The organism is Gordonia jacobaea, assembly GCF_001186365.1.
Classification (GTDB): domain Bacteria; phylum Actinomycetota; class Actinomycetes; order Mycobacteriales; family Mycobacteriaceae; genus Gordonia; species Gordonia jacobaea.
The window spans coordinates 528,801-541,032 of sequence record NZ_LDTZ01000016.1 but is presented as its reverse complement, the minus strand read 5'-3'; the positions used below and the strand labels follow the sequence as shown (position 1 = coordinate 541,032).

Below are 12,232 nucleotides of genomic sequence, written 5' to 3'. Positions count from 1 at the left end.
TCCTCCGTCGCTTCGGGCGAACGAAAAGTGCCTCTAACTCCGACTTTGACACGGATAAAGTCGGTGTGCAACGGGTTGAGTCGGATTCACTCGTGTATCTGGTGCCATCGGAGGAACTACTCAGGATTCTCCGTCAGACCAGGACCAGAAAGCTGCCCGAGTCGTTCAGCGTCGAGCGGAGCCTTCAATTCTGCAGCTCGCTTGGCAATCTCCTTCTCATCCAAATGAGGGTGTGAAACCGCGCGTAAATGGGTAACCAAGAGTTGTCCACGCATCAACGCAAGTCCGTTAAGCATTGCGCCAAGCAGGGGGTAGGGCGTGCCGTCAGTATCGGACCGGAACTTCGAGATGCGATCCACCGAATCAGTTATCGCTTGGGCACACGATGGCGAAACGACTTCGATGACCGTCTTGTGGCTGAGTAGCTGGTACGACAACTCCATGTAGCGAGTGCCGCTCACGTCGAAACCGTCGCTCGACATGCTTCCGGAGCCAAGCCGCGAAAGCTCGACGTCGACCAGCACGAGCACGGCCGTGACGTGGTCCGTCAAGAGCTTCCGATTGAAGCTTCGTAACTCTCGCTTCCCATTCGTCCGCAGCGCATACAACGCAACCGCAACCGACGCGAGAGCGACGACGACCGATACCCAAGGCCACACCAACATAGCGGGAGCCTATACACGTCAAGGAAGGATCAGCCCTCGATTTAGCGATAGATGGTCTGGTGCGTCTCAGTGAGTGTGGACACGAGAGCGAGCAGGTCAGAGAGATTGCGTGTGAGTCGGTCCATCGAGGGAACCATGACCGTATCCCCGTCCGCGCAATTTTGAGGACCAGATCGAGTTGAGGGCGACCCCCGGTGGACTCTCCACTCGCGCGATCCACAAACATCTTGTCCACGCCAGCGTCGGTGAGCGCAGACTCCTGGCGTGGCGCGTTTCTGGCCCCACGGTGCTACTCGTACGCATCCCAGCTTCATTCCGACTTATCCCGAAGCGTCACTCAATACTCCAAGAGTCTCAGCAGTGCATGTCAACTAATGGCGGCTTGGACCTTTTTGTTACGGAGACTGCCTGGGCGGGTGCTGACTGGCAAAGATGTACTATTTTGCAAAGGCCCTATGCGGCGTTAGCACATGGGCAAGCGAAGCACGATGCACCAGCGTCCACCGCAGACCGATCCGACAACTCCCGGAACCAACCCGTTCTACCAATAGACTGGCAGCGCACCGCAGCGAGGAACGTAGTAGCAAGCGCCTCTCCCTTGACGTTCGCCAGTTCTGAGTCCTTCAGTACTTTGGCCAGCGCCGCAAAGAAGTCGTGATCCCCCACCACCGACCAATCACGGTCCTTGTACTTATCCAACGCCCCTGCGAGCGCGGCGGGCACATCAACGCCCTCAGCGATAGGCGGCGACTTCGATAGCGCGAGCTCAACCACCTCAGCCGGATCAGGGGGCGACGACTTGAGTTTTCCAAACGGGAAGTCTCGAAGCTTCAAGCCCCAATCATTTCCCACACTAAGCAATCTGAGTAAGCCAACAGGAAAAGCAAGCCCAAGGGCATCGGCGACAATCTTCTCGGGAACAAACGCAGAGCGTCGCTGCAAGTTTCCTCGCACATGTGCTCGAATTGTATTGTGAATTGCCGAGCGCTCAACGAAAATCAAGTCCATAACTAGATCATGCGTATCGGAAGCCACCACTTGTGGAGCGTGCATTACAGGCGGATCGACCAGTCTGTCATAGTCACTGTCCACCACGAAGTACACGAGAGCGATGTCCTTTTGCCCGACCTTGACGGCCGCGTCAACCAGCTCGGACTTTCCGCCGAGCCCGCTGAAAATGGTCACCGAGCTATCAACATGACGCTCCAAAGTGTACTCATCATCACTACCTTCTACCACCAAGAATGCACCATCGCGCTCTGGTCGTAACATCGCAATCGTATTGAACAAGGTATCGGCGTTGAGAAATTCTCGCATCAGAAGTCCGTATCCGAAGGACCAAGCCTAACCGCTTTCTCCCATTGACCGTTGATAATTTGGGGAGAATGCGTAGCAACAATGAATCTGAGTTCGCGAATCTGAGCGATCGTCTGTATATCTGGAATAAACTCCATCTGCCATCCCACGTGCAAAGAAATCTCCGGCTCATCAATCAGAACCAGAGCACCCTCTGGAACATTAAACAGCAGATCGAACATTAGGATAATCTCGTGTTGCTCACCAGAAGACAACGCATCGAGCGCAATGTGCCATTCATTTACTTTGTCGTAGACAACGATTCCGTCCCGGGAATTTACATGGACAAACTTACGCAGGAGCCGGCGGTTCAGGATATCTTCAAGCAGCTCGATCCGGCGCAAAAGGTTCTCAAATGGCGCCAGCTTCTTATCGGCATCATCTAGGTAGAGGTCGAGAAGCCTTAGCTCCCAGGACGCGAGCGACCTCTCTGGAAGCTCAAGCTCGTTGGCGAGCGGAACTTCAACCACTCGTCCCAGTCGGGAGCGAAACTCATTCTGCCTGTTGTAGCGTGTACGAATATCTGGATCTTTGTCGCCTTCGGGCTCGACAGATGCTTCGAGAATACGATTCGGAAAAGTGCGATCCAGTTGCTGAGTAATTCTTGAATGCTCAGTCTGAGCACGATTTATTAGAGTTTTCATAACATCGGCTTGAGCATTTATACGCGAAGGGCTCGCCAAAGCCCGCCGACGCCTGGCATAATGCACAGTGCGGCGAAAATGAGAGTTCGCAAAGCTCACTGTTCGAAGACGTTGAGTCTCGATAAGATAGACTGGTACCCGATCTCTAAAGCGTTTAAATTCATCAGGAATTTGACTATGATGTCCGGCCGAAATCTCGCTGGAGAATTGTATTTCGAGGTCACTATACGAAACAATCTCGCCGTCACTGCGGTCCTCCCATAGCCCGTTGTCAAGGGGACGCCAAGTTGTGTTCTCAATCAGCCAGCTAACCCCCTCGGGTTCGACATAATCCCATCGCTTGACGAGCCGCTTACCTTTGTAGAGCTTGAACTCAAGTTCGTCCGATTCCGGGTCAGTAGGGGAGCTTGCGACAATCCGATACTTCTCCGAAAAGAAGACTTCTGCTTCCACGAAGGGAATACCCGAAAGAACGCGACCATCGACCCGACACAGGGCGTGGATAACCTCCAAAGTCTTGGTTTTACCGACGCCGTTAGGACCATAGATAATGATGTAATCACCATCGGCACCGAACTCAATACTATGGTCATATGTACCGAGGACGCCGGTCACGGTCGCTCTCGTCAGCTTCAAGGGCTTAACGTCAGTCACAGCGACATCTTTGCAGGCGAGGACGCCTGTCACAATCACCTGTGCGTATGACACCCTTCACGCGACCTGCCCAGTGGTCGAGCACGTCCCCATTCTCATCACTCACCGGGACCAGCGGTGCCGACGTGCCAGCGCTCCTGTTCACCTCTGCAAAGCTCCGCACCATGTCGGCAGCGCCATCGGGATCAACAACCGCCTTAACCTCGCGAAACGCGATCGCGGCTCGTGTCAACTCAAATTTCGTCGCGACACACGTCGCGCATGCGGGGGTGCTCAGAATCTCATTGGTTGTGCCGTCATCTTCATTTCTTTCTATCGGGTATCGGGCATACAACGCCCAGGCATCTTGCAAGCCCAGCGCACGCTTCGCACGCATGTATCGGTAAATGCCTGATCGCCTTGGACATCTCGTGCCCGACCAGAGCATCACCCACCTCAGCCAGATCGCCCAACGGTAACCTCACCGGACAGCAGAGCCATACCAGCGTCACGTCACCGCGTTCCAGAGCGGTGATCGCGGAGAGTATCTGCGAGAGCCGGGTGGTAGCAGAAGCGCGGATTCGGTAGGTCGTGTCGGAATTACGGACCAGTAGCGCTAGTGCGAGGTCGAGCGGTGAGAGGAGCGCGAGTCCGAGTGATAGCTGTGATCCGAGAATGTCGCACGGTCGGATTGGGTGTAGGCGTGCCTTCCAACGGACATCCCGGTAAGTCGGAGGTAACCCCATGTTTCGCCCAAACGTCGTGGATCGCGCAGGTGCTGTAGTCCGCGCCAGGCTGGTCAGGGCGTGCAGTTCCCCACGGTCATGGAGCTGGGAAAGCCAGCGGATCAGGTATGAGAAAAGCCTCCCACCTGCGTGAACAGGTGGGAGGCTTTCGTGGAGCTGCCGGGAATTGAACCCGGGTCCTCCGTCGCTTCGGTAGGGCTTCTCCGTGTGCAGTCCGCTATATCTCTACTCGGATCTCTCGGTCACGCGAACAAGCCGAGATGACGATCCCAGTCGCTGTGAGTTGTCCCGTTCACTCCCGCGACCGGAGCGGACGGTGAGCTCCCTGAGATGATGCCGGCACCGGGTAAGGGAGCAAAACCCGGGCCGACAGACACGCAGTCGCTGTCAGGCAGCGAGTGCGTAGTCGCGCTGATTCTTATCGGCGCTTAATTGGTTGCCGCGACGCTTAACGGTGGTCTCTGGCCTGCACCGACACGCTTCCCCCACCTCGACGCACGTAGTCGAAACCGATCAGCCCCGAGATGGTTCCACCGGAAACCGGCGGAAGCTCCACTATAACAACCTGCGGCTCGCTGTTCATTCCCATTTCTGCGCGGCTCGGTTCAACACGCGCCGAGCGCTGGTCCGATCACCCGCCAACTGTCGCGCATCTCGGTGGCGAACAGCGACCACGTGTGCGCACCCTGGTCGAACACTCGGTACGTGTGCGGTACTCCCGCGCCGTTCAGTGCCGCGGCCATCTGGTCGGTGCACCAGCGCGTTCCCATCTCCACCTCGGCAGGTCCGGCCAGCAGCGACGGCGCGCCAACGGGAGCGCCGTCGGTGCGCCCCGGTAGGCCCGACGCCGCGCCCAGGTAGATCGCCTTGCCACGCAGCCGCGTCGGGTTCCGCGACGGGTCGTGATCAACCCATGCGGGCGATCCGGGAGGTCCGAACATGTTCAGCGCGTTGCCACCACCGATCGAGGTCGTCGCCAAGACGCCTGCGGTCGCGGGCGGCGCACTGATGGCCGGGCAACCGCTGTACGACGCCGCGGCACGATAGAGCGATCCGCCGCGGCCAGCGATGTCGAGCGCGGGACCTCCGGAGAGCGACAAACCTGCGATCGCGTTGCGGCCGTTCGCCCGCAAGGGACCTGCGATGGCACCCGGTAGTTCGCGCAGCAGATAGGTCTCCCACTTGTTGACGCCGAGCGCGGGGTCCGGCCGCTGCCAGTCGGCGTACCACGAGTACGGCCCACCCAGTGGCGACACCACGGTCACGTTCTTGCCGGCGAAGAACGATCGGTGGTCGGTCTGCTCGAGCCAACTGTCACCCTCGACGCCGCCTGACCGTCCGTTGAGCAGGTAGAAGACAGGCGCCGAGCCGTCGCCTCGCGGTCGCAACACCTGATTCGGGATCACCTTGCTCATCGACGGCGAGTACACGTAGACGATCGACAGTTGGTCGTCGACCCTGTCGATCCGCACCACCGCCGCCGAAGCAGGAGCCGCGACCGCGGTACCCGTGAGCACTGCCCCCGCAATCGCCATGACAACGGCCAGCAACGTGGCGACGATCGACGTCCCGCGTCGACGACGCCTCGACGTCTTCGAGTGTCGCCATGCTTTCCTCGCCTGTGACGCCTGTGACGCCTGTGACTCATGTTCCGGTTGTGGTAGTCCCCTCGTGATCACCCGGCATGTCTACCGACACTCACAGCAACCTTCCAGACTTGACGCGCCGCTAACGGTCAGTCGTCACCGGATCGCGACCCAAATGAGCGTCCCCAGACACCCTCGAGTCGTTAACGACACCGCACCTCGCGAGGTGATCACACTCAGCGGATCTCGAGGACCACAGTGTCGTGCACGCCGACAGGCACCGACAACTCGCCGTGCTGCGCCGTGAAAGAGCGCCCGGTCCACGCGTCCACACCGGTCACCGACGCATCGCCAACGAGTCCGATGCTTCCCAACGACACCGACAGCGTTCGAGCATGATCGGCGCGATTGGTCAGCGAGATGACCAACCCCTTCTCGCCGATCGCCCGCGACCACACCTCAGGGTCGTCGTCGACCATCGCACCGGCGACGACTCGCGAATCCTGGTCAATCGCAATGATTGCCGTGTTACGCAACGTGTCGAGAGTCTGCTGCGACATGTTCGTCAGGTCGTTTCCCGCGATCAGAGGCGCAGCCATCATCGACCACATCGAGATCTGCGTGCGCTGCTGCGCAGGTGTGAGCCCAGTTGATCCGACGACCAGCATGTCCGGGTCGATGAACGACCGCGGCTTCACCCGCGCGGTCAACGGCCCCGCGGCGTCGACGATGTTGACGATGCCCTGATATCCCGACGACCCATTCGCGGTCGACCATGCGGGCGTGACGTCGTTGGTCACACGCGTCGTGGTTGCCGTTCCACCCCAATCGAATTCGGCACCGGGTACCGATCCCGCGACGCCGCTGTTGGGATTGATCGCAAACACGATTCGACGGTCCGTGTCGCGCAACGCATTTCGCATCGCGGTGAACGAAGCGACCTGATCGTCGTGAGAAGTGTCGGACGAACACCAGTCGTACTTGAGATAGTCGACGCCCCATCCGGCGAATGTCTGGGCGTCGATTGCCTCGTGGCCACCGCTGCCCGTCGCGCCCGGATACGTGCCCTGAAACTGGGTGCAGGTCTTATCCCGTGCGCCTGAATAGATGCCGAAAAGCAGGCCACGCTGATGGAGGTAGTCCCCAAGAGCGGCCATACCCGACGGAAATCGAACCGGATCTGCCTGCAGCCTGCCGGAGGCGTCGCGCTGCGGAGCAGCCCAGCAATCGTCGACGATCACGTACTTGTACCCGGCATCGCGCAGTCCCGACGACACCAGCGCATCGGCCTGCGCACGGATGATCTGCTCGGTGATCCGACATCCGAAGGTGTTCCAACTGTTCCACCCCATCGGCGGAACCCCCGCAAGCCCGGGGATCGCGGGTCCGTCACCGCCGATCCGACCCTCCTGCTGCGGCGCGCACGCGACAGCCGCCAACACAGCGATCACCGCCACGAGGGCGGCAACCACCGGGAAGCGCGCTCCACGAGACGTCGACGTCGCGGTCACATGCCCTTGACGCGACGACCCAGCTCGCGTTCGACCTCACGCTGCGCGGTGCGTCGAGCAATGTCGTGGCGCTTGTCGTGTGCCTGCTTACCGCGTGCGAGCGCGAGCTCGACCTTGACCTTGCCGTCGTTGAAGTACAGCGACAGGGGCACCAAGGTGAGGTTGCCGTCGCGGATCTTGCCGATCAGATTGTCGATCTCACTGCGATGCATGAGGAGCTTGCGCTTACGCAGCGGCGTGTGGTTCGTCCACGAACCGCCACCGTACTCGGCAATGTTCAGACCACGCAGCCACACCTCGCCGTCGTCGATGGTGGCGAATGCGTCGACCAACGACGCCTTGCCCTCCCGAAGACTCTTGACCTCGGTGCCGACCAGAGCGACACCGGCCTCGTAGGTGTCCAGGATGGCGTAGTTATGGCGAGCCTTCCGATTCGACGCAATCACGTTGCGCCCCTTCTCCCTCGCCATCACTCAGCCCTTTCTGTCGCTAATCGTCGGCCAGCCTTCGCTCCGAGCCTCCTCGCTACAGCCCGCTATTACTCACGAACATAGACACGCAGCGTGACATACGCCGTCGCGCCTGCCAACACAATTCCGGCGAGGATCAGCCACGGCGACACGAACAACACGTCGCCCGCGGTGATCCGGGCCAGGATGTTGACGCCGTAGAGGTCGTTCAACGCCTTGTCGAAGAAGAACACCTTCGCCGCGAACAGACCGCCTATCGCCAGCAGCGAACCGATGAACGCCGAGACCACCGCTTCCAAGAGGAAGGGTAGCTGCGTGTACCAACGGGTCGCACCGACAAGCCGCATGATCGACACCTCTGTCCGCCGGGTGAACGCCGCGACCTGAACTGTGTTGACGATCAGTAGGATCGCCGCCACCGCAAGGACCGCGGCCACCGCGAACGCCGCGTTGCGCACGCCGTCGAGCACGCTGAAGATGCGTTTCACCAACTCTCGCTGATCTAGAACGCCGTCGACGCCCAGATCCTTCCGGTCAGCATATTTGTCGAGCACGGCACCGAACTGGCTCGCGTCGCTCATCCGAACCTTGAGCGACGCGGGGTTGGCGTCGGGCGAGATCATGTCGGCGATCTCGGGTGCGCTCTGCTCGAACGCCGCCTTCGCCGCCTTGTAGGCGTCCGCCTTGCTGACGTAGGTCACCGAGCCGACGCCCGGCTCGTTCTCCAGGTTGGTGCGCAGCGTCGAGCACGGTGCGCGTTGGCAGTCGGGGTCGGCCGCACTGACGTCGTCGTTGATGTAGAACTGCATCTCGACGCGGTCGAGGAAGATCTTCTGACTCTTGTTCGCCATCTGGATGACCAACAATCCGCCACCGAGCATGCCGAGAGTAATGGCAGTGGTGAGGATCATCGCGACCGTCATCGTGACGTTGCGGCGGAGACCGTTGAGGACCTCTCTGATGATGAAGTTCGCTCGCATGCTGGTGCTACACGTCCTTTGGTCTGTGTGGTGCGCGGCTCGGTGGTACGCGGACTGACGGGCGTCGAAGCGGTCGGTGGCGCGTAATCGCACTCACCCCGGGTCGACGGTCAGCCGATGCCGTACACGCCTTGTGCGTCGTTGCGGACGAGTCTGCCGTTGTCGAACTCGAGTACCCGACGTCGCATCGCGTCGACGATGTGCCGATCGTGCGTTGCCATGACGACGGTGGTTCCGCGCCGGTTGACGCGGTCGAGCACGTCGACGATCTCTTCGCTGGTCTCCGGATCGAGGTTGCCCGTCGGCTCGTCGGCGAGGAGGACAAGTGGCCGGTTGACGATCGCCCGCGCGATGGCGACACGTTGCATCTCGCCGCCCGACAACTCATACGGCATGCGGTCCTGCTTGCCCTCGAGACCCACGTACTCGAGAACCTCCGGCACCACACGGCGAATGGTCGACGGCTGTTTGCCGATCACCTCGAGCGCGAACGCCACATTGTCGGCCACCGACTTCTGCTGCAGCAATCGGAAGTCCTGGAACACGCACCCGATGGACTGACGCAGCTTGGGTACCGATCGTCCGCGAAGGCGGTTCACGTGGAATTCGCCGACGTACACCTCACCCTTCGTCGGCCGATCCTCTTTGAGCAGCAGCCGGAAAAATGTCGACTTGCCTGAACCGGAGGGGCCGATGAGGAACGCGAATTCGCCCTTGTCGACCTCGAGATCGAGGTCGGTGAGGGCGGGTCGGCTGGATGCCTTGTACTTCATCGTCACGTTCTCCAGCTTGATCACGACAACAGAGTGTAACGGTGACGCCTGAGAGGTCTGTTCAGGTGCGCACCCGCGCGCCGACCCGCTCTGTCAGCGCGACGGGACTGCTGTCGTCTCCTGCTGATTCTGCTGGTTGTTCCTGCCGAAGAAGTCCGAGAAGCCGTTGCTGCCGGTCGTGGTCGGTTGCCCGCTCTGGTTGCCCGGCGCGGCGCCTCCCTCACCGGGTTGTTCGCTCGGATTTCCCGATTCGCCCGTCACGCCCGACGGCTCCGAGGTCGAGGGATATGACGAAGGCGTGGAGTACGTCGACTGCGGAGTCGTCTCGACGGTCGTGCGCTGATGAGTTGGCGGGGGCGCCGGAGCGTCGACGATGCCGTACCGCTGCGAGGTGTACCCGTAGAGCACGACGCACACGATGAAGAGCACCGACACGATTGCCGTGCTGGTCCGGATGCGGGTGTGCGGAATGTGGTGCCAGTCGCGGCGGTGACGCAGCCTGTGCGGATCGCCGATTTCGTCCGACGGCGCGCTCGGAGTCACCGTTGGTTCCGTGTCGGCGTCGCCCTTCGCGTCTGCGTCGCCGGTCGCGTCGCCGTTGCCGTTCGCCTCACCGCCGGCTTTGGCCTCTTCCTGCTTGTCGGCCGCGGCTTCTGCCTGCTCGATCTTGGCGACGACCTCCTCGGCCGCTGCCTTCGCGGCGTCGTCGTCGGATCGTCTCGCGCTGTGGTCGGGACCGTCATGACGATGAACCATCACTTGTCACCCCCCGACGATGCTTGTGCGTCGGCTTCGGAATGACCGCTCGGCGGCGCTGACCCCGCCTGCACCTCTTTACCCGAGGCGACGTTGATACCGCGTCGAGCCAGTGCGCGCACAATCCATGCGCGCAGCGCACGGCTGACCTCGAATTGTTTGCCGGGCAGAGTCCTGGTCACCATCCTGACGGTCATCGAATCGAGCTCGAGGTTTGTCACACCGAGCGGCGACGGCGCGTCGAGAAGCAAGTCGTGCCAGTACGGATCGTTGTAGAAGCGCTGGCCAACCTCGGAGAGAACCTCGTTGACCACTCCGATGTCGGAGTCGGCGGGCACCGGAACGTCGACGACGGCTCTCGCCCAGTCCTTCGAGCGGTTGGTGGTCTTGATGACCTGCCCGTTGGGAACGGTGATGACCTCGCCCTCGGATGTGCGAAGTCGGGTGATGCGCAACGTCACGTCCTCGACGGTTCCCTCGGCTTCGCCGTTGCCGGTGACGGTCAGAGCCACGACGTCGCCGTATCCGTACTGCCGTTCGGCGACCACGAAGAATCCCGCGAGGATGTCTTGGACCACCCGCTGGGCACCGAAACCGAGTGCCGCACCGACGACGGCAGTCGGGCCGACCAGCCCTGACAACGGCACCTTGAACACCGTGAGGATGTGCAGGAACACGATGATGCCGACAACGACGACAAGCGTCCACGACACCACGTCGATCATCGCGCGGCGGTGTTTGGAGTCCTCGCTCTGCACAATCAGATCACTGTTGTGGAACTTGGCCTCGATACGGTCGTTGAACTTCTGCGCCGACCAGCGAATGAACCGCACGACGAGGATGCCGCCGAGGATCCAGATGACGATTTCGAGGCCGTTCGTGGCCATCCACCGGTAGAAGCGCCCGATCACCGACTCCGTCGCACCGGGTGCGAACGCGAGTGTGGTGAGGTCGGCCCGCGCCAGCACCGACGAACCTGCCTGCGCGAAGACCTCACGCATCGGCATCAGCCATCCGCCAGCGGATGCCGGCTTCGATGAACTCGTCGATGTCGCCGTCGAGAACCGTGGTCGGGTTGTTGTTCTCGACGTTGGTCCGCAGGTCCTTGACCATCTGATAGGGGTGCAGCACGTAGGAACGCATCTGGTTGCCCCAGCTCGATCCGCCGTCGCCCTTCAGTGCGTCGAGCTCTGCGCGCTCCTCCTGCTGTTTGCGGGCGAGGAGCTTGGCCTGCAGCACCCGCATCGCCGACGCCTTGTTCTGCAGCTGGCTCTTCTCGTTCTGACAGGTCACGACGATGCCGGTCGGGATGTGGGTCAACCGCACGGCCGAGTCGGTGGTGTTGACCGACTGGCCGCCGGGACCCGACGACCGGTAGACGTCGACCTTCACGTCGTTTTCGTCGACGTCGATGTGGTCGGTGGTCTCGACGACGGGCAGCACCTCGACCTCGGCGAACGAGGTCTGGCGACGGCCCTGGTTGTCGAACGGGCTGATGCGCACCAACCGGTGTGTGCCCTGCTCCACCGAGAGCGTGCCGTACATATAGGGCGACTTGACCGCGAACGTCGCCGACTTCAAGCCCGCTTCCTCCGCGTATGAGGTGTCGTAGACCTCGACGCCGTAGCCGTGCTTCTCGGCCCAGCGGATGTACATACGCATCAGCATCTGCGCCCAATCGGCCGCGTCGACGCCGCCCGCACCCGACCTGATGTTGACCACGGCGTCGCGCGAGTCGTACTCGCCGGCGAGCATGGTCTTGACTTCCATAGCCTGGATGTCGCTGCGCAGGGATTCGCGCTCGGCGTCGGCGTCGGCAAGCGCCGACGTGCGCGCCTCACCCTCTTCGGACTCCGCGAGTTCGTAGTGGACGGGCATGTCATCGAGTCGCTGCCGCAATTCGGTGACACGACGCAGCTCCGCCTGGGCGTGCGAGAGTTCGCTTGTCACCTTCTGCGCGTGGTCTTGGTCGTTCCACAAATCCGGGTCGGACGCCTGCATCTCGAGCTCGTCGATCCGCCGACGCAACTCCTCGACGTCGAGGACTTTCTCGACGGTCGTCAGGGTCGAGTCGAGGGATTCGAGATCGGTTGCTACGTCAGGATGCACGGT

The 12,232-nt window shown here is 61.2% G+C and carries 12 protein-coding genes and 1 other RNA gene; all 13 read right to left on the bottom strand.

Features of this window, described 5'->3' with window-relative positions; translation table 11 throughout:
* Positions 1-116: 116 nt before the first annotated feature.
* A complete protein-coding gene (locus ABW18_RS11195; protein ID WP_049699005.1) occupies positions 117-665 on the bottom strand; it encodes a hypothetical protein in 549 nt (182 codons plus the stop codon).
* Positions 666-706: 41 nt separating this feature from the next.
* The gene (locus ABW18_RS23480) at positions 707-979 is read right to left on the bottom strand and encodes a recombinase family protein (protein WP_083444367.1); all 273 of its coding nucleotides are present in this window, start codon (positions 977-979) and stop codon (positions 707-709) included.
* A 139-nt stretch (positions 980-1,118) separates the two neighbouring features.
* Positions 1,119-1,982 (bottom strand): DUF4435 domain-containing protein, encoded by an 864-nt coding sequence (locus ABW18_RS11190; RefSeq protein WP_049699004.1) that lies wholly within the window; start codon positions 1,980-1,982, stop codon positions 1,119-1,121.
* Entirely contained in the window at positions 1,982-3,319 is a 1,338-nt protein-coding gene (locus tag ABW18_RS11185; protein ID WP_160318050.1) for an AAA family ATPase, read from the bottom strand. Before ABW18_RS11185 ends, ABW18_RS11190 begins: the two co-directional genes overlap by 1 nt.
* A gap of 873 nt (positions 3,320-4,192) precedes the next feature.
* Positions 4,193-4,565: a transfer-messenger RNA gene (gene ssrA, locus ABW18_RS22395) on the bottom strand.
* 84 nt (positions 4,566-4,649) lie between these two features.
* The gene (locus ABW18_RS11180) at positions 4,650-5,723 is read right to left on the bottom strand and encodes an alpha/beta hydrolase (protein ID WP_083444366.1); all 1,074 of its coding nucleotides are present in this window, start codon (positions 5,721-5,723) and stop codon (positions 4,650-4,652) included.
* A 143-nt stretch (positions 5,724-5,866) separates the two neighbouring features.
* Positions 5,867-7,102, bottom strand: coding sequence for a glycoside hydrolase family 27 protein (locus ABW18_RS11175; RefSeq protein ID WP_235434348.1), 1,236 nt, complete (start codon positions 7,100-7,102; stop codon positions 5,867-5,869).
* A gap of 35 nt (positions 7,103-7,137) precedes the next feature.
* The gene (gene smpB, locus ABW18_RS11170) at positions 7,138-7,611 is read right to left on the bottom strand and encodes an SsrA-binding protein SmpB (protein WP_049699000.1); all 474 of its coding nucleotides are present in this window, start codon (positions 7,609-7,611) and stop codon (positions 7,138-7,140) included.
* Positions 7,612-7,679: 68 nt separating this feature from the next.
* Positions 7,680-8,591, bottom strand: coding sequence for a permease-like cell division protein FtsX (gene ftsX, locus ABW18_RS11165; protein ID WP_049699082.1), 912 nt, complete (start codon positions 8,589-8,591; stop codon positions 7,680-7,682).
* A gap of 110 nt (positions 8,592-8,701) precedes the next feature.
* The gene (gene ftsE, locus ABW18_RS11160; RefSeq protein ID WP_049698999.1) at positions 8,702-9,388 is read right to left on the bottom strand and encodes a cell division ATP-binding protein FtsE; all 687 of its coding nucleotides are present in this window, start codon (positions 9,386-9,388) and stop codon (positions 8,702-8,704) included.
* A gap of 69 nt (positions 9,389-9,457) precedes the next feature.
* The gene (locus ABW18_RS11155; RefSeq protein ID WP_049698998.1) at positions 9,458-10,120 is read right to left on the bottom strand and encodes a hypothetical protein; all 663 of its coding nucleotides are present in this window, start codon (positions 10,118-10,120) and stop codon (positions 9,458-9,460) included.
* Complete coding sequence (locus ABW18_RS11150; protein WP_152930072.1) at positions 10,120-11,121, bottom strand: mechanosensitive ion channel family protein; 1,002 nt, start codon at positions 11,119-11,121, stop codon at positions 10,120-10,122. The genes ABW18_RS11155 and ABW18_RS11150 overlap by 1 nt, the downstream gene beginning before the upstream one ends.
* The gene (gene prfB / locus ABW18_RS11145; protein ID WP_005203591.1) at positions 11,114-12,229 is read right to left on the bottom strand and encodes a peptide chain release factor 2; all 1,116 of its coding nucleotides are present in this window, start codon (positions 12,227-12,229) and stop codon (positions 11,114-11,116) included. The genes ABW18_RS11150 and prfB overlap by 8 nt, the downstream gene beginning before the upstream one ends.
* Positions 12,230-12,232 lie beyond the last annotated feature (3 nt).

What these genes read in the sequence shown, in the direction of transcription:
- ABW18_RS11195 (WP_049699005.1), bottom strand. Translation starts at nt 665, where the DNA reads ATGTTGGTGTGGCCTTGGGTATCGGTCGTCGTCGCTCTCGCGTCGGTT.
- ABW18_RS23480 (WP_083444367.1), bottom strand. Translation starts at nt 979, where the DNA reads ATGAAGCTGGGATGCGTACGAGTAGCACCGTGGGGCCAGAAACGCGCC.
- ABW18_RS11190 (WP_049699004.1), bottom strand. Translation starts at nt 1,982, where the DNA reads ATGCGAGAATTTCTCAACGCCGATACCTTGTTCAATACGATTGCGATG.
- smpB (WP_049699000.1), bottom strand. Translation starts at nt 7,611, where the DNA reads ATGGCGAGGGAGAAGGGGCGCAACGTGATTGCGTCGAATCGGAAGGCT.
- ftsX (WP_049699082.1), bottom strand. Translation starts at nt 8,591, where the DNA reads ATGCGAGCGAACTTCATCATCAGAGAGGTCCTCAACGGTCTCCGCCGC.
- ABW18_RS11155 (WP_049698998.1), bottom strand. Translation starts at nt 10,120, where the DNA reads ATGGTTCATCGTCATGACGGTCCCGACCACAGCGCGAGACGATCCGAC.
- ABW18_RS11150 (WP_152930072.1), bottom strand. Translation starts at nt 11,121, where the DNA reads ATGCGTGAGGTCTTCGCGCAGGCAGGTTCGTCGGTGCTGGCGCGGGCC.